Origin of the sequence: Glycomyces buryatensis, assembly GCF_004912275.1 — a bacterium.
Taxonomy (GTDB): Bacteria; Actinomycetota; Actinomycetes; order Mycobacteriales; family Micromonosporaceae; genus Glycomyces; species Glycomyces buryatensis.
This window is the reverse complement of record NZ_STGY01000070.1, coordinates 1-21,792: the sequence shown is the minus strand read 5'-3', so window position 1 is coordinate 21,792 and position 21,792 is coordinate 1. Positions and strand designations below refer to the sequence as shown.

Sequence of the window (21,792 nt, the reverse complement as noted above, 5' to 3'; positions counted from 1 at the left end):
TCCCTTATTCGCGATCGGCCGCCTGGAGGCGCCAGTGCTTCGCCATTCCCAACTAGCCATTGTAGAAGTCACCAAGCGATACGGGGACCACGTGGTCCTCGACCGGATCTCCCTCACGGTCAAACCGGGGGAGAAGGTCGGCATCGTCGGCGACAACGGCTCCGGCAAATCGACCCTGCTGCGGCTCCTGGCCCAGGTGGAGGCGCCCGACAACGGCGAACTCACCGTGGCCTCGCCCGGTGGCATCGGCTACCTGCCGCAGAGTCTCGACCTGCCCGCGGACCGCACCGTCGCCGACGCCATCGACCTCGCGCTGGCCGACCTGCGCGAGATCGAGGCCGCCATGCGCGAATCCCAACGCGCCCTTGCCGACGGCGATGAAGCAGCCGCCGAGGCGTATGCGGACTTGCTGGCCCGCTTCGAGGCCCGCGACGGCTGGGACGCCGACCTCCGGGTCGAACTCGCCTGTGCCGCCCTGGGACTGCCCGGAATCGACCGGGACCGTCCGATCGGGACGCTCTCGGGCGGCGAGCGTTCGCGCCTCATGCTGGCCGCGACCCTCGCGGCCCGGCCCGCGCTGCTGCTGCTCGACGAGCCGTCGAACGACCTCGACGACGCGGCCGTGACCTGGCTCGAAGCGCAGCTTCGGGACTGGCGCGGCACCGTCGTGGCCGTGAGCCACGACCGGGCGTTCCTGGACGCCATCACCACCACCATGATCGAGGTGGCCGACCGCAGGGCGCGCCGCTATGGCAACGGCTACACCGGTTACCTGACCGCGAAGGCCGTCGAACGCCAGCAAGCCGAGGAGGCCTATGAACACTGGACCATCGAGGTAGAGCGGCAGAGCCGCATCGTCGAGAGCAATGCCGCGAGCATGGACGCGATCCCGCGCAAGATGGAGAAGGCCGGCATGGGCACCGGCGCCTTCCGACTGCGCGGCCGCACCCACGGGGCCAGCAGCCGCATCAAGGTCGCGAAGCAGCAGCTCGAACGGCTGCACACGAATCCGGTCCCGCCGCCGCCCGAGCCGATGCGGTTCAACGCCGACCTCGCAGTCGCCGGAGCGGAATCCGAATCGGCCGCCCTGCGGCTGACGGACGTCCGCGTCGGCGATCGGCTCAAGGTCGCCGATCTCCAGATCGCGCCCGGCGAGCGGGTCCTGGTGACCGGACCCAATGGCGCGGGCAAGACCACGCTGATGCGGGTCCTCGCGGGTGAACTCGAACCCGACGAAGGCGGGGCGGAACGCAATGGCGCAGTCGGCCACCTGCGGCAGCTCTCCGGACCGGGCTCGGCGCAGCAGTCGGTGCTGCGGTCCTTCGCCGAGGGCCGAGTGGGCACGATCGACGAACATGTCGAAGCGCTCCTGCGCCTGGGCCTGTTCACGCCCGAGCAGTGCGAGACCCCGGTGGCCGCACTGTCCGTAGGCCAGCGCCGCCGCCTCGAACTTGCCCGCCTGGTCACCAGGCCGGTGGACGTGCTGCTGCTGGACGAGCCGACGAACCACCTGTCCCCGGTGCTCGCCGAGGAGCTCCAGACGGCGCTGGAGTCCTACACCGGCACTGTGGTCCTGGTCAGCCACGACCGGCGCTTGCGCGAGTCCTTCACCGGGCGCCGCCTGGCGATGGACGCCGGCTCGATCAGCGCAACGTAATGGGCCTGCGTGGTCATCGCACCGCCATGACCAGTTCCCTTCCGGCCGAGGCGCACGCGGCGGCGTACTCGGCCGGAGGAGACCCGATCAAGTCCTTGAAGTCGTGCGTGAAGTGCGCCTGGTCCGTCCAGCCGAGTTCAGCGGCGAGGCGGGCCAGGTCCACGTCTCGGTCCTCGGCGAGCCGGTCGGCCGCGTCGTGGAGCCGGTAGCGGCGGATCAGCCACTTCGGGCCCAGGCCGATATAGCTCCCGAAGAGCCGCTGGAGGCGCTTGGGGGACATGGCGAACCGCTCGGCGACCTGGTCGACCCGGGTAATGCCCCGGTCCGAGAGCATCGTCCCGACGATACGCAGCAGATCCACATAGCGCGGATCGGGCCGCGGCGGCAATCGCTCGGAGAGGAACGCCGAGACGGCCCCGGTCGCCTCGATATCCCCGCCGCCCATGACGATCCGGTTGAGCTCGTCGGCGACGGGGCCGAACACCGCCGCGGCCGAGACCGACCAGTCCGCGAAATGCGTCCCGTCCTCGCCGGTCAAGGCGCTGAACCCGCCGGGCCTGAACTTGGCCCCGAAGACCCGCCCCGCGCCGGTGAGCGGGTGCCGTGAGACCGCCGTGCCGGGGCCGTGGACCTCGGCGCCCAGGACCGGCATGAAACTGAGGTTGACGCACGGGTGGGGGATGACCACCGACTCGTACGAGGCGTCCTCGGGCAGGTCCCAACGCACCGACCAGTACCGCTCGACATAGGCGCCGATCGGACCCTCGGCAGGGTAACGCCGCAGGTCAATGTGGGCGGCTGCTTCCTGTGGCCGCAGCAGGCCCTTGTCGCTGGCGGTCGGTATTTCCACGTGTCCGATACTAATTCGGGGGTATGACGCTTTTTTACAAGCGGAGCCCCGGCCCGGCCGACAGACTTGGCCCCATGAGCACTGAACCCAAGCACGACGCCAACGTGAATCCGATCCCCGAGGGATACCACTCGATCACCCCGTTCATCGTGTGCAACGAGGCGGCCAAGGCCATCGAGTTCTATGAGCAGGTCTTCGACGCGAAGGTCCTGACCCGCAATGACGGCCCCGACGGCTCGGTCATGCACTGCGAGATCCAGATCGGCGATTCGATCCTCCAACTCGCCGACCCGAATCCCCAGTGGGGCATGGCCGTCCCCGATCCCGAGCAGATCACCGCGAGCCTCGTCCTCTACGTGCCCGACTGCGACGCGGTATTCGCCAAGGCCGTCGAGGCCGGCGCGATCGTCCGCGAGGAGCCGTCGGTGTTCCTCACCGGCGACCGCTTCGCCTCCATCAACGACCCGTTCGGCCGCCGCTGGGCGATCATGACCCGCGTAGAGGACATCCCCCGCAAGGAGGCCGAACGCCGGGTAGACGAGTGGATCGCCTCCATGGGCGAGGGCTAAGGCCCGAAACGAATCCGGGGCGGGTCCAGGCCCGCCCCGCCCCGCGCTCAATAGCTCTCGGGATATCCCACGGTCGGCGCCGAGACGTCGTCCAGGGCCAGGCGGATCTCCGGGGGCAGGAACAGCTGCTCGGCGGCCAGGGACGCCCGCAGCTGCGTCGCGTTGCGGGCGCCCACGATCGCCGACGCCACGCCCGGCTGGTCCCGCACCCACGCCAGCGCCACCTCCAGCGGGCTCACCCCGAGTCCTTCGGCGGCGGTGGCGACGGCCTCCACGATCCCGGCCGACCGCTCGTCCAGATACGTGCCGGCGAAGCGCCCCCACTGCTTCGAGGCGGCCCGCGAGTCCGTGGGCCGCCCGAACCGGTACTTGCCGGTCAGCACGCCCCGGCCCAGCGGCGACCACGCCAGCACGCCCAGCTCCATCGCCAGGCACGCCGGCAGGACCTCGCGCTCGACGCCGCGCTGGAGCAGCGAGTACTCGACCTGACTGGCCACCACCGGGACCCGGCCCGGCCAGGCGCCCTGATACGAGGTGGCCCGCGCCGTCTGCCAACCGGTGTGATTGGACACCCCGAAGTAGCGGACCTTGCCGCTGGAGACCGCGGCGTCGAGCACCGACATCGTCTCCTCAAGCGGCGTGTCGGGGTCGTAGACGTGCAGCAGCCACAGGTCGATGTAGTCGGTGCCAAGCCGCCGCAGCGAGTTCTCCAGGCACCGTGTCAGCCACCCGCGCGAGGTGTCGCGCTTGCGGTCGGCCCCATCGGTGCGCACCCCCGCCTTGGTGGCGATGTGGATCTCCGAGCGCGCCACCACCTTGCCGATCATCTGCCCGATCGCGGCCTCCGCGGCGCCCTGCCCGAACACGTCGGCGGTGTCCACCAGCGTGCCCCCGGCCTCCACAAAGGTCTGCATTTGAGCCGCGGCATCCTCCAGACCGGCCTCATCGGTGGTCCACATCATCGTTCCAAGCCCGAGGGAGGAAACCTCGATGCCGCTGCGTCCAAGTGGTCGGCGTTCCATAGGAAGTGAAGGTACATCGAGTGAACCTCGCGTGTCGGCTCCAGGTGCGGCCAGGCGGCGCCTGCCGGTTAGAGTGTCGAACGGCAAAACTCAAAGGGGTGCGATTTTGGAACTTTGGCAAGCGGTCGTTCTGGGTATCGTGGAGGGCCTCACCGAGTTCCTCCCGATCTCCTCCACCGGCCACCTCGTGCTCTTCTCCGAGCTGCTGGGCATCGACCCCGCCGACCGGTCGGTGATCGCCTTCAACGCGATCATCCAGGGCGGCGCGATCATGGCCATCCTGGTGTTCTTCATGAAGGACATCGTCCGGATCGCCAAGGGCTTCAGCGTCGGCCTGTTCAACCGCGAGAAGCGCGGCCACGACTACCGCTACGGCTGGTACGTCATCGTCGGCACCATCCCGATCGTGGTCGTCGGCTTGATCTCCTCCGACTACATCGACCGGATCTTCAACCTGTGGGTCGTCGCCATCGGCGCGATCGGCTGGACGTTCGTCATGTGGTTCGGCGAACGCGTCGCCACCCTCCAACGCACCGAGCAACACGCCAACCTCAAAGACGCGATCTTCGTCGGCTCCCTCCAGGTCCTCTCCCTCTTCCCCGGCGTCTCCCGCTCCGGCGCGACCATGACCGCCGGGCTCCTGCGCGACTTCGACCGCGAATCCGCCGCCCGCTTCTCCTTCCTCCTCGGCATCCCCGCCCTCACCGGCGCCGGCCTCCTGGAAATGGACCAGCTCGCCGGCGGCAACGTCCCGATCCCCTCGCTGGTCACCGGCATCGTCGTCTCCGGCGTCGTCGCCTACGCCTCGGTCGCGTGGCTGATGAAGTTCGTGACCAAGCATTCGTTCATGATCTTCGTCTGGTACCGCTTCGCATTCGGCGGAATCATCCTGCTCCTGCTCACCACCGGAGTGGTCGGCGCCGCCGGCAACTGACGATCACTGGCCGTGCGGCCGGTTGCGAAATAGGATCGCGGTCATGGAATCTTGGACCGCACCCCACGTACCCGCCCTGCCCGGCCACGGACCGGCCCTCAGACTGCACGACACCGCCTCCGCAGGTCAGCGCGAAACGGTACGGCCCGGAGCGGAAACCGCCTCGATGTACGTCTGCGGCATCACCCCCTACGACGCCACCCACCTCGGCCACGCCGCCACCATGATCATCTTCGACCTGGTGCACCGCTACTGGCTCGACCAGGGACTCGACGTCTCCTACGTCCAGAACGTCACCGACGTCGACGAGCCGCTCTTCGAACGCGCCGAACGCGACGGTACCGACTGGCAGGTACTGGGACTGCGCGAGACGGCCCTGTACCGCGAGGACATGGAGGCGCTGGCGATCGTCCCGCCGCGCCACTACATCGGCGCCGTCGAATCCATCCCCGCCGTCGGCAAGGCCGTCGCCCAACTGCTGGAGTCCGGCGCCGCCTACCGGCACGCCTCGGGTGACATCTACTACGCCGTCGAGTCCAACCCCGGCTTCGGCTCGGAGTCGAACTACGACCGCGAGACCATGACGGTCTACGCCCGCGAGCGGGGCGGCGACCCCGAGCGCGAGGGCAAGCGCGACCCGCTCGACGCGGTCCTGTGGAACGCCCCGCGGAACAACGAGCCGTCCTGGGACTCCGCCGTCGGCCCCGGCCGCCCCGGCTGGCACATCGAATGCACCTGCATCGCCCTCGAATACCTCGGCGCGACCATCGACGTCCAGGGCGGCGGCAACGACCTCATCTACCCGCACCACGCGTTCTCCGCGGCCCACGCCGAATCCCTCACCGGCGAGGCGCCCTTCGCACGCTCGTACGTCCACACCGGCATGATCGGCCTCGACGGCGAGAAGATGTCGAAGTCCCTGGGCAACCTGGTGTTCGTCTCCAAGCTCCGCGCCGAAGGCGTCGACCCGGCGGCCGTGCGCCTCGCCCTGCTCGCCGGCCACTACCGGTCCGATCGACAGTGGACCGCCGCGCGCCTGGCCGAAGCCGAACTGCGCCTCGGCCGCTGGCGCGAGGCCGTCAGCCGCGAACTGGCCCCGCCCGCCGGGGCGATGCTCACCACCGTCCGCTCCCGTCTCGCCGACGATCTCGACACCGCCGGAGCGCTCGCAGCCGTCGACGATTGGGCCGCGGAGACCCTTTCCGCTGGTGGCGATGACCCGTCCGCATCGGACCTGGCCCGCGCCACAATCGAAGGATTGCTCGGAATAGACTCCTCACGCTGATTGTGCGCTATGTCGAGTCCGGATACGCTCAAGGGTGAGTGTCGCCGACTCCCGTTTCCCCCAGGAGTCGCAATTGAAGATCCTGCTACTGGTGTCTGCCTTCAACGGCCTGACCCAGCGTGTGTGGTGCGCCCTTCAGGAGCAGGGGCATGACGTCGGCGTCGAGCTGGCGCCGGCGTTCGCCTCTCCCGAGGACATGACCCGGACGGTCGAGCGGATCAACCCCGACCTGATCCTGTGCCCCTTCCTCAAGCACCGGGTGCCCGAGGAGGTCTGGCAGCGCTGGACCACCGTCATCGTCCACCCCGGGCCGGTGGGCGACCGCGGGCCGTCCTCGCTCGACCACGCCATCCTCGGCCAGAGCCCCCGCTGGGGCGTCACCGCACTCTCGGCGGTCGAGGAGATGGACGCCGGACCGATCTGGGCCACTTCGACATTCGACCTCCCCGCTGACATCACCAAGTCCTCGCTGTACAACAGCCGCGTCGCCGACGCCGCCATGGACTGCGTGAACCGGACCGTCCGCAAGGTCGCCTCCGGCTCCCGCCCCATCCCGGTCGACGACCACCCCCGCGACATCCCCGGCACCGACGAGCTGCCCCTGCTGCGCCGCAAGGCCTTCGAGATCGACTGGAACGCCCCGGCCGACGAGATCGCCCGCCGCATCGCCGCCGCCGACGGCGCACCCGGAGCTCCCGCCGAGGTGGGCGGCCAGGGTGTGTGCCTGTTCGACGCCGCCGCAAGCGCCGAAAGCACCGGCGCGGCCCCCGGCACCGTCGTCGGCCGCTGCGACGAATCCGTCGCGATCGCCTGCGGCAGCGGCACCCTGTGGGTCGGCTATGCCGCCACCCTCACCGGCAAGCGGGGCCCCAAACTCCCCGCCACGATGGTCATCGAGGCCGCCGACGCCCCTTACCGGACCGTCCCCGAATCCCTCGCCGAATCGGCGTACCGCCGCGAGGGCGACATCGGCTTCCTGACCCTGCGCTCCTACAACGGCGCCATGCATACCGAGCAGTGCCGCCGCCTCACCGGCGCGGTCGAGAAGGCCCTCACCGAGGACACCCGCGTGCTCGTCATCACCGGCACCGAACACGCCTTCTCCAACGGCATCCACCTCGGCGTCATCGACGCCGCCCCCAACCCGGCCGCCGAGGCCTGGGCCAACATCAACGCCATCGACGAGCTGTGCGTGGCCATCGCCGGCGCCGACCAGCTCACCGTCGCCGCCTTCTCCGCCAACGCCGGCGCCGGCGGCGTCATGGCCGCCCTCTGCGCCGACGTCACCGTCGCCCGCGACGGCGTCATCCTCAACCCCTACTACGACATGGGCATCTTCGGCTCCGAGCTGCACACCTGGTCGGTCGCCGACCGAGTCGGCGCCGAGCGGGCCGAAGAACTCCTCCAGGGAAAGCTCCCCATCTCCGTCGGCGAGGCCGCCCGCATCGGCCTGATCGGCGCCGTCGGCCCCCGCGAATGGGGCGAGTTCCAGAACTGGCTGCGCGCGGTCGCCCTCGGCTACAACGACCCGGTCACGCGCGGACGCATGTTCGCCGCCAAGGAACGCCGCCGCGCCGAATCGAAGCCGCTCTCGTACTTCCAGACCATCGAGCTCGCCGAGATGGCCCGCGACTTCTTCGACGACCGCCACGGCTTCGAGGCCAAGCGCCGCGCCTTCCTCGGCAAATCCGCGCCCACCGAGACGCCCCGCAAAATCCGCTTCACCGGACGCCACGCAGGCTAAGGCTTGCCATTCCCACCAGCTCGTTGACAGGGGCCGTCCCACCTGATGGACTGTTCCTATGTTCGAAGAAGGTCAGTACTTCGCGCCGGTCAACACCGACGCCGACGGAACGGTCTCCGTGGAACTGGGTGAGAACCACCCAGGCTTCGCCGACGCCGACTACCGCGAACGACGCAATGCCATCGCGGCACTCGCATTGGACTGGCAACCCGGCGACCCCATGCCGACCGTCGCCTACACCGATGCCGAACACGAGATCTGGCGGCTGGTCAGCGCGGAGCTGGCCGTCAAACACCGAGACATGGCCGTCCGCGACTACCTCGGCGGCGCCGAACGCCTGATGCTGCCGCGGGACCGCATCCCGCAACTCGCCGAGGTATCCCGCGCCCTCGAACCACTCACTGGGTTCAGCTACGTGCCCGCGGCGGGCCTGGTCCCGCTGAGGGACTTCTACGGGGTCCTCGCCGAAGGCAAATTCCACGCCACCCAGTACATCCGCCACCACTCGGTCCCGCTGTACACGCCCGAACCCGACGTCATCCACGAGGTCATCGGGCACGCCAACGCGCTGGCCGCGCCCCGCTTCGCCGCGCTCTACCGCGTCGCGGGGGAGGCCGCCCGGCGGGTGCACTCGGAGGAGGCGCTGGAGTTCGTCTCCCGCGTCTTCTGGTTCACCCTCGAATTCGGGGTCATGACCGAGGCCGACGAGCTCAAGGCCTACGGTGCGGGCATCCTCTCCTCGTACGGGGAGATCGACGAGTTCCGGGGCATGACGATCATGCCGCTGGACCTGGGGACGATGGGCACCATCGACTACGACATCACCAAGTACCAGGACAAACTCTTCGACGCCGGGTCGATGGACCAGTTGGAGGATGTGGTGGGGGAGTTCTGGGCCACCTGCGACGACGACGCGGTCGAGCGGCTCAAGGCCGAGGTGAAGAACCGCTAGTACAGGCCCCGCTCGTACTTCGGGCCGTACTTGTCGATGAGCTCTTCGAGCGTCTGTTCGATCGGCTGGGTCTCCTTGACCATCTTCGCGTGCGAAGGCAGGACGTCGGGCGTCCATGTCTCGGGCTTCCAGATGCCCGATCGCATGGACGCCTTGCCGCAGTGGAAGTAGATCGTGTCGATCTCGACCACCAGGGCCAGGACCGGCTTGTGGCCCTTGACGATCATGTCCTCGAAGAAGGGCGCGTCGGACACGATGCGGGCGCGCCCGTTGATGCGCAGCGTCTCGCGGCGGCCGGGAATGAGCGACAGGATGCCAACGTGGGGGTTGGTCAGGACATTGTGGTATCCGTCGACGCGGTGGTTGCCCTTGCGCTCGGGGATGGCGAGGGTGGAGTCATCGAGGACGTGGACGAGTGCTCCGGCGGGGTCGCCCTTGGGGGAGGCGTCGCAGTTGCCCTCGGCGTCCGAGGTCGCGATCACGCAGTAGGGGGAGGCGGCCAGCCATTCGCGGTCGCGCTGATGGAGTACCGGGCGTTCCTTGTTCGCGGCCTGGGCCGAGACCTCTCCGACGATCTCGCGGAGCTTCACGGGGTCGGTGACTTCCGTCCACAGGTGAGTGATTGACGTGTCCATTTGCGTCCCTTCGCAACCGGGGGTGTTACGACTCGAGACTACGCCGCTATGGGCCGTCCGGGCCAGGCCGTTCACCGCGCCCGTACATCTCCTCCAGCGCATGGCGCACCGCCAACCGGACGGTCGCATACAGAACGCCGATACCAACGGCGATGGCGAGGAGGTAGGCGAGAAGTTCCATGCCTCGCATCCTATTCGTCGGGTGTGATTTTCGCCCGACACGGTGCCCAACCTGTGAAACGGGCTTCTCACTTCCCGGCACGCCCCATTACCCTTGAGAGCGTGTCTGCGAAAAGCCTGTTCCTGGAAACCCTGTCCCGTCGCGTCGTGATCGCCGACGGGGGCATGGGCACCATGCTGCAGGCCTTCGACCCCACCCTCGAGGACTACGACGGGCACGAAGGCCTCTCCGACATCCTCTGCATCACCCGGCCGGACATCGTCCTGGGCATCCACGACGCCTACCTCGCCGCCGGGGCCGACTGCGTCGAGACCAACAGCTTCAACGCCAACTACGGCGGACTGGTCGAATACGACATCGTCGAACGCGCCCGCGAGCTCGGCCGCGCCGCAGCCACCCTCGCCCGCCAGAAATGCGACGAGTACTCCACCGACGAGCAGCCGCGCTTCGTGCTCGGCTCCATGGGCGGCGGCACCCGCCTGCCCACCCTCGGCCACGCCCCCTTCGCGCTCCTGCGGGACCACTACCGGGAATGCGTCCTCGGCCTCATCGAAGGCGGCGCCGACGCCATCCTCGTCGAGACCAGCCAGGACCTCCTCCAGGCCAAGGCCGCCGTCATCGGCGCCAAGCGCGCCAACGCCGAACTCGGCACCACCGTCCCGATCATCGCCCAGGTCACCGTCGAGACCACCGGCACCATGCTCGTCGGCGGCGAGATCGGTGCGGCCCTGACCAGCCTCGCGGCGCTCAATATCGACCTCATCGGCCTCAACTGCGCCACCGGCCCCGCCGAGATGAGCGAGCACATCCGCTACCTCTCGCGCCACTCGCCGGTCCCGATCTCGGTCATGCCCAACGCCGGGCTCCCCACCCTCGGCCCCAATGGAGCCGAATACCCGCTCACCCCCGAAGAGCTCGCCGACGCCCACGAGGACTTCGTCAAGAACTACGGCGTCAGCCTCATCGGCGGCTGCTGCGGCACCACCCCCGACCACATCCGGGCCGTCCGCGAGCGCCTCGACGGCGCCGTCCCGATGGCGCGCACGCCGGTCCGCGAACCCGGGGTGTCCTCCTCCTACCACCACGTCCCGTTCGACCAGGACATCTCGATCCTCAACGTCGGCGAGCGCACCAACGCGAACGGCTCCAAGGCCTTCCGCACCGCCATGCTCGCCGCCGACTACGACCGCTGCGTCGAGATCGCCCGCGAACAGGCCGGCGGCGGCTCCCACCTGCTCGACCTCTGCGTCGACTACGTCGGCCGCGACGGCGCCGAGGACATGAAGGTCCTCGCCGCCCGCTTCGCCACCGCCTCGACCCTGCCGATCATGCTCGACTCGACCGAGGCCCCCGTCATCGAGGCGGGCCTGGAAGCCCTCGGCGGCCGCTGCATCGTCAACTCCGTCAACTTCGAGGACGGCGACGGTCCCGAATCCCGCTACGCGCGGATCATGCCGGTCATCGTCGAGCACGGCGCCGGCGTCGTCGTCATGTGCATCGACGAGGAGGGCCAGGCCCGCGACCGCGAATGGAAGGTCCGCGTCGCCTCCCGCACCATCGACGACCTCGTCGGCAACTGGGGCATGGCCGTCGAGGACATCTTCATCGACACCCTCACCTTCCCGATCACCACCGGCCAGGAGGAGACCCGCAAGGACGGCATCGAGACCATCGAGGCCATCCGCGAGATCGCCCGCCTCTACCCGGGCGTCAACTTCACGCTCGGGATCTCCAATATCTCCTTCGGCGTGAACCCGGCCGCCCGCCAGGTCATCAACTCCGTGTTCCTCAACGAATGCGTCGAAGCCGGGCTCACCAGCGCGATCGTCCACTCCTCCAAGATCCTGCCGATGGCCTCGATCCCCGAGGAGCACAAGCAGGTCGCCCTCGACATGGTCTACGACCGCCGCACCGAGGACTACGACCCGCTCCAGAAGATCATCGAGATCTTCGACGGCGTCAGCCTGGCCGGCACCAAGGAGGCCCGCGCCGAAGCCCTGGCCGCGCTGCCGCTCGAGGAGCGCCTCGCCCAGCGCATCATCGACGGCGACAAGAACGGCCTGGACACCGACCTCGACGAGGCCATGGCCCAGGGCAAGACACCGCTGCAGATCATCAACGACCACCTCCTCGAAGGCATGAAGACCGTCGGCGACCGCTTCGGCTCCGGCCAGATGCAGCTGCCGTTCGTCCTCCAGTCCGCCGAGGCCATGAAGTTCGCCGTCGCCCACCTCGAACCCCACATGGACAAGGCCGACACCGCCGACAAGGGCACCATCGTCCTCGCCACCGTCCGCGGCGACGTCCACGACATCGGCAAGAACCTGGTCGACATCATCCTGTCGAACAACGGCTACACCGTCGTCAACCTCGGCATCAAGCAGCCCATCAACGCCATCCTCGACGCCGCCGAGGAACACGGCGCGGACGTCATCGGCATGAGCGGACTGCTCGTCAAGTCCACCGTCATCATGAAGGACAACCTCGCCGAGATGATGGCCCGCAGCCTCCAGGGCCGCTGGCCGGTCATGCTCGGCGGCGCCGCCCTCACCCGCGCCTACGTCGAGGACGACCTCCGCGGCATGTTCGAAGGCGGCCAGGTCCACTACGCCCGCGACGCCTTCGAAGGCCTGTCCCTCATGGACAAGGTCATGGCCGCCCAGCGCGGCGAGGGCGGACCCGTCATCGACGAGGCCCAGGCCGCGAAGATCGCCAAACGCCAGGAACGACGCGCCAAGCAGGCCACGCTCGTCGCCGACAAGCTCCCCGACCTGGGTGACACCTCGGTGCGATCCAACGTCGCCACCGACGTCGAGATCCCGATCCCGCCGTTCTTCGGCTCGCGGGTCGTCAAGGGCGTCGCGCTGGCCGAGTACGCCTCGATGCTGGACGAGCGCGCCACGTTCCTCGGCCAGTGGGGCCTCAAGCCGACGCGCGGCGACGACGGCCCCTCGTACGAGGAACTGGTCGAGACCGAGGGCCGCCCCCGCCTGCGCTACTGGCTCGACCGGCTCGCCACGGACAATGTCATCGAGGCCAAGGTCGTCTACGGCTATCTTCCGGTCTACGCGGAAGGCAATACGCTCGTGGTCCTGGACGAGAACGGCCACGCCGAGCGGGCCCGCTTCACCTTCCCGCGGCAGCGCCAGGGCCGCCGGCAGTGCCTGGCGGACTTCTTCCGCGCCAAGGACGGCGAGCAGCTCGACGTCCTCGGCATGCAACTGGTCACCTTGGGCTCCAAGGTCTCCGAGTACACGAACAAGCTGTTCGAGGCCAACGCCTACCGCGACTACCTGGAGGTCCACGGACTCACCGTGCAGCTGACGGAGTCGCTGGCCGAGTACTGGCACCGCCGCATCCGGCGCGAGTGGAAACTCCCGTCGGGATCCACCGTCGGCGACGCCGACCCCGGCGACCTCAAGGGCATCCTCGACGTCGACTTCCGCGGCTGCCGCTACTCCTTCGGCTACCCGGCCTGCCCGGAGCTGGCCGACCGGGCCACGCTCGTGGAGCTGCTCGGCGCCGACCGCATCGGCGTCGAACTGTCCGAAGGGGACCAGCTCCATCCGGAGCAGTCGACGGACGCGATCGTCCTGCACCACCCCGAAGCCAGCTACTTCAACGCGAAATAGCCACGGCCCCCGCCCGGCGCCGTTGCGGCGCCGGGCACCGCTCCGCGAGTCGGTACCCGGCCCTGCCGGACCAACCGGCACCATAGGAGTCATGTCGCACGAACTCGTCGCCTATCTCGGCGTCATGGACGCCGGGAAGTCCACCCTCGCCCTCCAGTACCACCACTCGCTCGGCGGCCACGGCGTCCTCTACACGTCCATGGACCGCAGCGGCGAAGGCGTCATCTCCAGCCGGATCGGCTTGGAGCACAAGGCCAAAGAGGTGACCTCCGACTTCGACCTCTACGACGACCTGGCCGAGTTGCGCCCGCCCTATGTCGTGGTCGACGAGGTCCAGTTCCTGACCGCGCCCAAGCAGATCAACCACCTCGCCGACGCCGTCGACGGACTCGGCGTCGACGTGTACGCCTTCGGCCTCAAGACCGACTTCCTCGGCCGGCTCTTCCCGGCCTCGCAGCGGCTCATCGAGCTCGCCGACCGGGTCGAGGAGCTGCCCGTCCGCGTCAACTGCTGGTGCGGCGCGCGCGGCACTCACAACGCCCGCGTCTCGGGCGGCGTCATGGCCTTCTCCGGCGACGTGGTCGAGGTCGGCGACATGGACAGCTACGCCGTCCTGTGCCGCCGCCACCACCGCGCCGGTCTGGCCTGACCAGGTGAGTGGTCGCCGATCGGGGAGCCTGCACAATCGGCGACCACCCAACTGGGATCCTGTGAGCCTCCTCGCGGCCGTCGCGTGAACCGGGCGTTCTCATCCGTCACCCCCGTACGGTTGCTGGCGTGACTGACTTTCCGCAAGCCGTGCTCTTCGACATGGACGGAACCCTTCTCGACTCCGAACGCCGCTGGGACGTCGGAATCGATGAACTGGCCACCCGTCTCGGCGGAGTCCTCCGCCCCGAAGTTCGCGACCGCATGGTCGGCACGAACGAGGACGCCTCGGTCCTGATGCTCCTCGAAGACCTCGGCCTGCCGCTCGAAAGCGCCCCCGAGAACCTCGTGTGGCTGCGAGCGCGCATGACCGAGCTCTTCGCCGAGGGCGTCGACTGGAAGCCCGGTGCCCGTGAACTCCTCAGCGAGGTCCGTGCCGCCGGAATCCCGACCGCGCTGGTCACCTCCACGCCGCGCGAGCTCGCCCACGTGCTCCTGACCGGCACCCTCGGCTACGAGAACTTCGACTTCACCCTCTGCGGCGACGAGGTCGACAACCGCAAACCCGCCCCCGAGCCGTACCTGACGGCCGCCGCAAAGCTGGGCGTCGACATCGCCGACACCGTCGCCATCGAGGACTCGCCCTCGGGAACGCTCTCGGCTCTCACCTCGGGAGCCGTCACACTGGCGGTCGTCACCGAGGTCCCGCTCCCCGAAGACCTCGAAGTCAGGCGCCTCGAAACCCTCGAAGGCATCGACCTCGAATTCCTCCGCGCGCTCACTCGCTGAGCGGCGCGAGAGCCTCCGCCGGGCATGACCCTCTGACCGGTTCGAAATCGCCTTGACCGAAGGGCGCAAAGGCAGCAGTCTGGGACAGATGGAACCAAGCCATGCCATCGTCAAGGCCCTCGCCGACCCCGCCCGCCTCCAGACGTTCGCCCAGATCGTCCTGGCCGGCGACCACGGCGCCAGCGTGGGGGAGTTGAAGGAGCACCACCCGCTCGCCGAACGCTCGCTCACCCGGCTGTTCGAATCCGGCCTGGTGACCCGCGAGAACGGCAGGATCCGTGTCGAACCCCAGGTCTTCCGAGCCGCGGCGGCCGCCGCCCGTGAGGCCGCACCCGACGCGCCGCCCGGCGTCGCGCCCGAGGTCGCGGGCCTCTACTCCGGCGGCCGCATCAGCGTCCGGCCCGTCAATCGCCGCACCAGGGTGGCGCTGCTGCGCGACCTCGCCGGACGCCACTTCGAGTTCGACCGCGTCTACACCGAACGCGAGATCACCGAGGCGCTCGCCGCCGAATCCGACGACCCGCTCCAGCTGCGCCGTGACCTCATCGACGAGCTCTTCCTCGACCGCACCGAAGACGGCAGCGAATACCGTCGCCGCGAGGCACCGCCGATCTGAACCAAGCGCACCTACGACGCCGAAATCCCAGGCCGCGACGCCAAGGCGTCGCGGTTTTGGTCTCCCCAGATCTCCAACGGCGCCAGCGCCTTGTTCAGTTCCACGCCGAGCGGCGTCAGCGAGTACTCCACGCGGGGCGGCACCTCCGCGTACAGCTCCCGGTGGACGACCCCGCTCGCCTCAAGCTGCCTGAGGTTCTCCGCGAGCACCTTCTCGCTCACCCCATCGAGCTTGCGCCGGATCTGCCCGAACCTGACCGGTCCCTCGGCGAGCACCCACATCAGGTGCATTTTCCACTTCCCGCCGACCACATCGATCGCGATTGACATGCCGCAGATTTGACCTGCGTCACCCCTTGCGTCCACGAAGCCCCTCCCGACCATATTTCGAACCTCTTGGTAAGTAGCCCCACCCGAAAGTGCGGTCTTGCAACCCTAGCCGGACTGACCGACCATTAATCCAGAAGCCGCACTTAGAAATCACTACTTACCAAGGGGCACAACATGTCTGCTGAAAAATCCGTTACGGTCATCGGTCTCGGCCCGATGGGCCAGGCCACCGTCAAGGTCCTCCTGGACGCCGGGTACGACGTCACCGCCTGGAACCGAACCAGGCCCAAACTCGACGCCATCGCCGAACTCGGCGCGAAGCCCGCCGACACCGTCGCCGAGGCCATCGCCGCCAACGACGTCGTCCTGCTCTCCCTGATCCACTACGACGCCATGTACGACGTCCTCGAACAGGGCCCGGCCGACCTGACCGGCAAGACGATCATCAATCTGTCCTCGGACTCCCCGGAGAAGGCCCGCAAGGGCGCCGAGTGGGTCACCGCCCGCGGCGGCGAGTTCGTCACCGGCGCCTACATGACGCAGAGCGACGACCTCAAGCACGCGTCCTCGCGTCTCTACGTCAGCGGGCCCGAGGCCCACTACGAGACGCACCGCGCGCTGCTCGAAACCCTGGTCCCCGGCGTCGAATACCTCGGCGCCGACTACGGGCTCGCCCAGCTCTACTACCAGGCCGGGCTCGCCCAGTTCCACGCGTTCCTTACATCTCTGGAGCAGGCCGTGGCGATAATCGACGCAGGAGGAGCCGACGTCGACAAGTTCATCGAGTTCGCCAGCAACGGCACTGAAAGTAACCGGGACTTCACGCTCTACTTCGGGGCCGCCGCCAAACAGGGCGGCTGGGGCGACGTCGCGAACCTCAAGATGATGCACGCCGGAGCACAGCACGTCATCGACGCCGCCGAAGAAGTCGGTGTCGACGCTTCCCTCACCCGCACCATTCAGGACTACTACCAGCGCGCCCTGGACGCCAGCGAGGAAGCCGGACGCCCCGTCCCCACCTACCAGATCCTCCGCGGCCAAGCCGCTTAGAACCGCAAAGAAAGGCACCCAGCATGACCAACGCCAGCATCACCGTCCTCGGACTCGGGGCCATGGGCTCGGCCATCACCGCCCGCCTCCGCGAAACCGGCTACGACACCACCGTCTGGAACCGCACCGCCGCCAAGACCGAACCGCACGTCGAAGCCGGCTCACGGGCCGCGCCGACCGTCGCGGAAGCGATCAAGACCGGCGACTTCGTCCTCGTCGTCCTCCTCGACCACGCCAGCGTCCGCGAACAACTCGAACCGGTCGCGGACGCACTCAAAGAAAAGGTCGTCATCAACCTGACCACCACCACACCCAACGAATCCAGGGCCACCGCCGCCTGGGCCGCCGAACACGGCATCGCCTACCTCGACGGCGCCATCATGGCCGTCCCCGAAATGATCGGCGGACCCGGCTCGCGCCTGCTCTACTCCGGCGACGAGAACGCCTACGCCATAGCCAGAACCATCCTCGAAACCCTCGGCACCGCCGACTACGAAGGTACCGACGCCGGCCTCGCCTCACTCAAGGACATGGCCCTGCTCTCAGCCATGGACCTCATGTTCACCGGCTACGTCCAAGCCATCGCCATGATGCGCACCGTCGGCGTCAGCGCCTACGACACCGCCGAAGAAGTCCAGGCCTGGCTCGGCGCCATGCTCCCGCACGGTCGCGGCCTCGCCGAGATCATCGACGGCCGCACCTACGAAACCGGCGGCCAATCCGCCGACTTCACCCGCGCCGCCCAGGCCTCCATGATCACTGCCAGCCGCGAACAGGGGATCAGGGCCGACCTGCTCGAACCGCACCTGAAACTCCTGAACGAACTCGCCGCCACCGGCCGCGGCGGAAAGGACTGGCTCGCCATCATCGAACTACTGACCATCAAGTGACCGCAGCGGGGGTCGGGCCTACCGGTCCGACCCCAACAGCCGCAACCGGTCATGGTCATCCGTCCCCGGTGCCGCCGTCAACGTCACCAACATCTGCCCCGACCCGTCCGCCACCCGGAACTGCTCCTTGTACAGCTCCAGCAACCCCACCATCGGGTGATCGAACCGCACCGACCCGATATTGCAGTCCCGCACCTCGGCCCGCGCCCACAACTCCGCGAAGTACCGGTGCGCCACCGACAGCTCCCCGATCAGCGACAACATCGCCGGATCATCAGGGAACAACGCCGCCATCTTCCGCAACTGCGCCGCATTCTCCTGCGTGCAAGCCTCCCAGTCAGGGAAGTGCGCCCGCGAATCATCGTCGAACAGCAGCCGCACGAAATTCGGCCCGGCCTCCAGATCCCACCCGAACCCGCCATATAGCAGACGCGCCATGCGATTCGACGCCAACACATCCTGCCGATGGTTCATGATCAGCGCCGGAAACGCCTCGACCGCCTCCAACATCGCCTGCAACGAAGGCCGCACCCCCGCACCGGCCTGCAACGGGCTCAGCCGCGCATTCCCCGCCAGACGATGCAAATGCGCCCGCGTCGTCCCGTCCAACCCCAGCGCCCGCGCCACCGCGTCCAACACCTGATCCGACGGATGCTTCGCCCGCCCCTGCTCCAACCGGGTGTAGTAATCCACGCTCACCCCGGCCAGCAACGCCAACTCCTCACGCCGCAACCCCGGCACGCGACGCCTCGCATCCTCCCGCAGCCCCACGTCCTCGGGATTCACCCGAGCCCGCCGCGCCTGCAGGAACTTGCCCAGATCACTCACATCTTCAAGCCGATGAATACCGGACGCCTCAGGTTCCATGACGACCACCTCCGTCGGCAAGTATCACCTCGTCCGCGCGCAACTGCCTAGGACTGTCAGTCCTAGGGTCGAACGACCTAGGGTCGAACAGACGTCTGGCAACCCTCCCGGAACCCACGCACCATGGTTCCCATGAGAACCCACATCGTTTACGCCCACCCCTCCGACACCTCGCTCAACGCCTCCCTCCGCGACGAGACGACTCGCCACCTCGAAAGCCTCGGCCACACCGTCACCGTCAGCGACCTGTACGCCATGAAGTGGAAAGCCACCGCCGACTACGACGACTTCGGCGCCGCCCAAAGCGAGAACTTCATCGCCGCCGCGGGCGAGGCCTACGAATCCGGCAGCCAGTCCGACGACATCACCGAGGAACAGCGGAAACTGCTGGCGGTGGACAACCTCATCCTCCAGTTCCCTCTTTGGTGGTTCTCCATGCCCGCCATCATGAAAGGCTGGGTCGACCGCGTCTTCACCAACGGCTTCGGCTACGGCACCACCCGCACCTGGCCCCGCTACGGCAATGGCATGCTCGAAGGCAAGCGCGCCATGATCGCCGTGACCACCGGCGCTGGCCAGCCCCACCTCTCCGACCGGGGAGTCAACGGCAGCATCGAGGACCTGCTCTTCCCGATCAACCACGGCATTCTCTTCTACGCGGGCATGCACGTCCTGCCGGCCTTCGTGGTCAATGGCGCGGTGCAGCTCGATGAGGACGGCTACGCCGCCGCGATCGAGGCGCTTCGCGGCAGGCTCGACACCCTCGCCGAGACCGAGCCGATCGCCTACCGCAAGCAGAACGGCCGCGACTACGACGAGAACGTCCGCCTCAAGCCGGGCCTGGAGCGCCCCGGCTCCGCCGGGTTCGGCCTCCACATCGCCTAGCCCCAGACCCCGAATACGAAAAAGCCGGGGCGGCCACTGGCCGTCCCGGCTCAGAAGTCGATTCCTGCCAAGGCAATTGACTCACTGATTCGCGGCTACGCCTCGAAGGGGAACTTGTCTGCGAACGCGGGCTTGAGATCGTCCACCCACACGGCGTTCTCGTCGAACTTGGCGAAGAACGGGCGACCCACGATCTCCGGGTCCCGCGCCTGGAGCATCCGCAGCGCGAATACCTTCTCGCCGTTGATGTCCACGATGCCGTCGACGGTGACCTTGCCGGGCGTGGCCGACATCGATGGTCCCCGGACGGTCCGGCACAGGCCCGAGACCTGGCTGAAGGCGTCCCGGTAGATCTCCCAGGCGCGCCCGAGCGGCACCGAGAAGTACTCCTGAGGCCCGGTGTCACGCTCGATGAACATGTAATAGGGAATCATCCCCATCTTGTGCTGGGTCCGCCACATGCCGGCCCACTGCTCCGCGTCGTCGTTGATGGTTCGGATCAACGGCGCCTGGGTGCGGATGACAGCCCCGGTGTTGTTGATGCGCCGCACCGCCTCGTGCACGAGGTCCGATTCGAGTTCCTTCTGGTGCGAGAAGTGCGCCATGAACGCCAGGTTTCGGCCCGACTTCACGACTTCCTCGAACAGGCGCAGCGTCGCCTCGGCGTCCGGGTCGGTGACGAAGCGCTGCGGCCAGTAGGCCAGTGCCTTCGAACCGATGCGGATCGACTCGACGTGGTCCATCTCCAGTAGCGGCTCGATGTAGCGGCGGAGCACAGGCTCGCCCATGATCATCGGGTCGCCGCCGGTCAGCAGCACGCTGCTGACCTCCGGGTGGTGCCGGACGTAGCCGGTGAGCTGCTCGATGTCGTTGTTCGCCATCTTCAGCTCGTCGATACCCACGAACTGCGCCCATCGGAAGCAGTAGGTGCAGTAGGCGTGGCAGGTCTGCCCCTGTTGGGGGAAGAACAGCACTGTCTCCTTGTACTTGTGCTGGAGACCTTCGACCGCTTCGTCCTTGCCCTTGATGTTGAGCTGGATCTGACCGGCCGGGTGCGGGTTGAGCTTGTACCGGACCACATTGGCCGCGGCGGTGAGCTCCTGCTTCGACGCCTCGTTCTGAATGAGGTCGGCGATGTGGTCGACATCCTCGCTTGGAAGCATGTCCTCCTGGGGGAATACCAGGCGGAACATCGGGTCCTCGGATGCGTTGTCCCAGTCGATGAGTTCATCGACGACGTAGGCATTGGTGCGGAAGGGCAGTACCGAAGCCACCGCCCTGGTTCGAAGCCGCTGCTCATCAGTCATTGACGCTCGCTTGAGCAGCTCGTCCAAATGTCGGATCGTGTAAGCGCGGAACCGCCGACCAATGTTCTCGGGAGTAGACACGACGAACTCGACCTCCTCTTCTGCTTGGGTATGCAACTGGGCAGGCAGGCTCAGTTACGAAGATGTGCGCGAAACCAACGTTCACCTCGTCGGCTGCAGGGATATTGGCCCGGAACCGACACCGTGACCGGTAAGTCACGGATGGTGCACCTGATGCTTTCGCGCACAGTGTGTAATGAATATGAAATTTTCGAACGAATGGCTTGACCCTAACCCAGGGTGGCCTCAAGCGTGATCGGGACTGCCTTCAGTGCCTGGCTAACGGGGCACCCTTCCTTGGCGCCGTTGGCGATCTTGTCGAATTCGTCGGCGTCGATCCCGGGAATGGTGGCGCGAACGGTCAAGGCGATCCCGGTGATCCCGGTGCCCGGCTTGAAGTCGACCGCCGCCTCGGTGACGATCTCCTCGGCGGTGTAGCCGGCCTTCGACAGCCCGGCCGAGAAAGCCATCGAGAAACAGGAGGTGTGCGCAGCTGCGATGAGCTCCTCCGGGCTGGTCTTGCCCTCGGGGTTGTTCGAGCGGGCCGCCCACGTCACCGGCGTGTCCGGAAGTCCAGAGGACACGAAGCTGGTGACGCCGCTGCCGTCCTGGAGATCGCCGGTCCAACGGGTGCTTGCGTTGCGAGTGACTGACATGCCTTCTCCTCGTGGATGACGGAGTACTTGTGCCCGCAGGCTAACAGTCGAACCTGAACCCAGGAGACGGTCTGCGAGGACGGCCCATGTCCACGTCCGAACATCCGAGTTTCGCGTAGCTCTTTACATCTCCCCAGCTCAAGGGTATCGTGAAACCTCAGGGGACCCCCCTGATTCGGGCCCCCTCGAGGGTGTGTATATTTGTCTTTGCCCGCGGGGGAACGGAACAGCCGA

At 67.7% G+C, this 21,792-nt stretch carries 21 protein-coding genes; 13 read left to right on the top strand and 8 right to left on the bottom strand.

Going from position 1 to position 21,792, the window contains the following annotated elements:
- The first annotated feature begins 34 nt into the window (after positions 1-34).
- Complete coding sequence (gene abc-f, locus FAB82_RS20475; RefSeq protein WP_136536414.1) at positions 35-1,657, top strand: ribosomal protection-like ABC-F family protein; 1,623 nt, start codon at positions 35-37, stop codon at positions 1,655-1,657.
- Between the two features lie 13 nt (positions 1,658-1,670).
- Here abc-f and FAB82_RS20470 read toward each other — a convergent pair whose 3' ends face one another.
- Positions 1,671-2,507, bottom strand: a complete 837-nt coding sequence (locus FAB82_RS20470) for an AraC family transcriptional regulator (RefSeq protein WP_136536413.1) — start codon at positions 2,505-2,507, stop codon at positions 1,671-1,673.
- Between the two features lie 74 nt (positions 2,508-2,581).
- Here FAB82_RS20470 and FAB82_RS20465 point away from each other — a divergent pair, with 74 nt between their 5' ends.
- Entirely contained in the window at positions 2,582-3,076 is a 495-nt protein-coding gene (locus FAB82_RS20465) for a VOC family protein (protein ID WP_136536412.1), read from the top strand.
- A gap of 47 nt (positions 3,077-3,123) precedes the next feature.
- On the opposite strand, the gene FAB82_RS20460 is transcribed toward FAB82_RS20465, so the two are convergent.
- Positions 3,124-4,098, bottom strand: a complete 975-nt coding sequence (locus FAB82_RS20460) for an aldo/keto reductase (RefSeq protein WP_136536411.1) — start codon at positions 4,096-4,098, stop codon at positions 3,124-3,126.
- A gap of 106 nt (positions 4,099-4,204) precedes the next feature.
- Between FAB82_RS20460 and FAB82_RS20455 the strand changes: the two genes are divergently transcribed.
- From FAB82_RS20455 to FAB82_RS20440, 4 genes are all read left to right on the top strand, one after another.
- On the top strand, positions 4,205-5,032 hold the full coding sequence (locus FAB82_RS20455) for an undecaprenyl-diphosphate phosphatase (protein WP_211116723.1): 828 nt from the start codon (positions 4,205-4,207) through the stop codon (positions 5,030-5,032).
- Between the two features lie 43 nt (positions 5,033-5,075).
- Positions 5,076-6,317 carry a cysteine--1-D-myo-inosityl 2-amino-2-deoxy-alpha-D-glucopyranoside ligase gene (gene mshC / locus FAB82_RS20450; protein ID WP_136536409.1) on the top strand — a complete coding sequence of 414 codons (1,242 nt, stop codon included), beginning with the start codon at positions 5,076-5,078 and terminating at the stop codon, positions 6,315-6,317.
- Positions 6,318-6,390: 73 nt separating this feature from the next.
- Positions 6,391-8,061 (top strand): enoyl-CoA hydratase-related protein, encoded by a 1,671-nt coding sequence (locus FAB82_RS20445; protein WP_136536408.1) that lies wholly within the window; start codon positions 6,391-6,393, stop codon positions 8,059-8,061.
- A gap of 58 nt (positions 8,062-8,119) precedes the next feature.
- Positions 8,120-9,013, top strand: coding sequence for a phenylalanine 4-monooxygenase (locus FAB82_RS20440; protein WP_136536407.1), 894 nt, complete (start codon positions 8,120-8,122; stop codon positions 9,011-9,013).
- Here FAB82_RS20440 and FAB82_RS20435 read toward each other — a convergent pair.
- Together FAB82_RS20435 and FAB82_RS28450 are read right to left on the bottom strand one after the other, a co-directional pair.
- Complete coding sequence (locus FAB82_RS20435; protein WP_136536406.1) at positions 9,010-9,648, bottom strand: pyridoxamine 5'-phosphate oxidase family protein; 639 nt, start codon at positions 9,646-9,648, stop codon at positions 9,010-9,012. The two genes, FAB82_RS20440 and FAB82_RS20435, sit on opposite strands and share 4 nt — an antisense overlap.
- A 46-nt stretch (positions 9,649-9,694) precedes the next feature.
- Positions 9,695-9,829: a hypothetical protein gene (locus FAB82_RS28450; protein WP_281276928.1), complete on the bottom strand. Its 135-nt coding sequence runs from the start codon at positions 9,827-9,829 to the stop codon at positions 9,695-9,697.
- Positions 9,830-9,930: 101 nt separating this feature from the next.
- Between FAB82_RS28450 and metH the strand changes: the two genes are divergently transcribed.
- The 4 genes from metH to FAB82_RS20415 all read left to right on the top strand — a co-directional run bounded on the left by metH (position 9,931) and on the right by FAB82_RS20415 (position 15,514).
- Positions 9,931-13,461: a methionine synthase gene (metH, locus tag FAB82_RS20430; RefSeq protein WP_246039744.1), complete on the top strand. Its 3,531-nt coding sequence runs from the start codon at positions 9,931-9,933 to the stop codon at positions 13,459-13,461.
- Between the two features lie 91 nt (positions 13,462-13,552).
- Positions 13,553-14,110 carry a thymidine kinase gene (locus FAB82_RS20425; RefSeq protein ID WP_136536404.1) on the top strand — a complete coding sequence of 186 codons (558 nt, stop codon included), beginning with the start codon at positions 13,553-13,555 and terminating at the stop codon, positions 14,108-14,110.
- Positions 14,111-14,238: 128 nt separating this feature from the next.
- Positions 14,239-14,898 (top strand): HAD family hydrolase, encoded by a 660-nt coding sequence (locus FAB82_RS20420; protein ID WP_246039743.1) that lies wholly within the window; start codon positions 14,239-14,241, stop codon positions 14,896-14,898.
- Positions 14,899-14,986: 88 nt separating this feature from the next.
- A complete protein-coding gene (locus FAB82_RS20415) occupies positions 14,987-15,514 on the top strand; it encodes a DUF2087 domain-containing protein (RefSeq protein ID WP_136536403.1) in 528 nt (175 codons plus the stop codon).
- A gap of 11 nt (positions 15,515-15,525) precedes the next feature.
- Here the strand turns inward: FAB82_RS20415 and FAB82_RS20410 are convergent, their stop codons facing one another.
- Positions 15,526-15,843 carry a winged helix-turn-helix transcriptional regulator gene (locus FAB82_RS20410; protein WP_136536402.1) on the bottom strand — a complete coding sequence of 106 codons (318 nt, stop codon included), beginning with the start codon at positions 15,841-15,843 and terminating at the stop codon, positions 15,526-15,528.
- Between the two features lie 174 nt (positions 15,844-16,017).
- On the opposite strand from FAB82_RS20410, the gene FAB82_RS20405 reads away from it, so the two are divergent.
- Together FAB82_RS20405 and FAB82_RS20400 are read left to right on the top strand one after the other, a co-directional pair.
- The gene (locus FAB82_RS20405; protein WP_136536401.1) at positions 16,018-16,893 is read left to right on the top strand and encodes an NAD(P)-dependent oxidoreductase; all 876 of its coding nucleotides are present in this window, start codon (positions 16,018-16,020) and stop codon (positions 16,891-16,893) included.
- Positions 16,894-16,916: 23 nt separating this feature from the next.
- The gene (locus FAB82_RS20400; protein ID WP_136536400.1) at positions 16,917-17,783 is read left to right on the top strand and encodes an NAD(P)-dependent oxidoreductase; all 867 of its coding nucleotides are present in this window, start codon (positions 16,917-16,919) and stop codon (positions 17,781-17,783) included.
- Between the two features lie 18 nt (positions 17,784-17,801).
- On the opposite strand, the gene FAB82_RS20395 is transcribed toward FAB82_RS20400, so the two are convergent.
- Positions 17,802-18,650 carry a helix-turn-helix transcriptional regulator gene (locus FAB82_RS20395; protein ID WP_211116722.1) on the bottom strand — a complete coding sequence of 283 codons (849 nt, stop codon included), beginning with the start codon at positions 18,648-18,650 and terminating at the stop codon, positions 17,802-17,804.
- A 132-nt stretch (positions 18,651-18,782) separates the two neighbouring features.
- On the opposite strand from FAB82_RS20395, the gene FAB82_RS20390 reads away from it, so the two are divergent.
- Positions 18,783-19,535, top strand: a complete 753-nt coding sequence (locus tag FAB82_RS20390; protein ID WP_136536399.1) for an NAD(P)H-dependent oxidoreductase — start codon at positions 18,783-18,785, stop codon at positions 19,533-19,535.
- Positions 19,536-19,630: 95 nt separating this feature from the next.
- Here the strand turns inward: FAB82_RS20390 and FAB82_RS20385 are convergent, their stop codons facing one another.
- Entirely contained in the window at positions 19,631-20,923 is a 1,293-nt protein-coding gene (locus tag FAB82_RS20385; RefSeq protein WP_136536398.1) for a KamA family radical SAM protein, read from the bottom strand.
- A 209-nt stretch (positions 20,924-21,132) separates the two neighbouring features.
- Positions 21,133-21,558, bottom strand: a complete 426-nt coding sequence (locus FAB82_RS20380) for an OsmC family protein (RefSeq protein ID WP_136536397.1) — start codon at positions 21,556-21,558, stop codon at positions 21,133-21,135.
- Between the last annotated feature and the right edge of the window lie 234 nt (positions 21,559-21,792).

What these genes read in the sequence shown, in the direction of transcription:
- FAB82_RS20425 (WP_136536404.1), top strand. Translation starts at nt 13,553, where the DNA reads ATGTCGCACGAACTCGTCGCCTATCTCGGCGTCATGGACGCCGGGAAG.
- FAB82_RS20410 (WP_136536402.1), bottom strand. Translation starts at nt 15,843, where the DNA reads ATGTCAATCGCGATCGATGTGGTCGGCGGGAAGTGGAAAATGCACCTG.
- FAB82_RS20390 (WP_136536399.1), top strand. Translation starts at nt 18,783, where the DNA reads ATGAGAACCCACATCGTTTACGCCCACCCCTCCGACACCTCGCTCAAC.
- FAB82_RS20400 (WP_136536400.1), top strand. Translation starts at nt 16,917, where the DNA reads ATGACCAACGCCAGCATCACCGTCCTCGGACTCGGGGCCATGGGCTCG.
- FAB82_RS28450 (WP_281276928.1), bottom strand. Translation starts at nt 9,829, where the DNA reads ATGGAACTTCTCGCCTACCTCCTCGCCATCGCCGTTGGTATCGGCGTT.
- FAB82_RS20415 (WP_136536403.1), top strand. Translation starts at nt 14,987, where the DNA reads ATGGAACCAAGCCATGCCATCGTCAAGGCCCTCGCCGACCCCGCCCGC.
- FAB82_RS20405 (WP_136536401.1), top strand. Translation starts at nt 16,018, where the DNA reads ATGTCTGCTGAAAAATCCGTTACGGTCATCGGTCTCGGCCCGATGGGC.
- mshC (WP_136536409.1), top strand. Translation starts at nt 5,076, where the DNA reads ATGGAATCTTGGACCGCACCCCACGTACCCGCCCTGCCCGGCCACGGA.
- FAB82_RS20465 (WP_136536412.1), top strand. Translation starts at nt 2,582, where the DNA reads ATGAGCACTGAACCCAAGCACGACGCCAACGTGAATCCGATCCCCGAG.
- FAB82_RS20395 (WP_211116722.1), bottom strand. Translation starts at nt 18,650, where the DNA reads ATGGAACCTGAGGCGTCCGGTATTCATCGGCTTGAAGATGTGAGTGAT.
- FAB82_RS20380 (WP_136536397.1), bottom strand. Translation starts at nt 21,558, where the DNA reads ATGTCAGTCACTCGCAACGCAAGCACCCGTTGGACCGGCGATCTCCAG.
- FAB82_RS20435 (WP_136536406.1), bottom strand. Translation starts at nt 9,648, where the DNA reads ATGGACACGTCAATCACTCACCTGTGGACGGAAGTCACCGACCCCGTG.
- FAB82_RS20440 (WP_136536407.1), top strand. Translation starts at nt 8,120, where the DNA reads ATGTTCGAAGAAGGTCAGTACTTCGCGCCGGTCAACACCGACGCCGAC.
- FAB82_RS20460 (WP_136536411.1), bottom strand. Translation starts at nt 4,098, where the DNA reads ATGGAACGCCGACCACTTGGACGCAGCGGCATCGAGGTTTCCTCCCTC.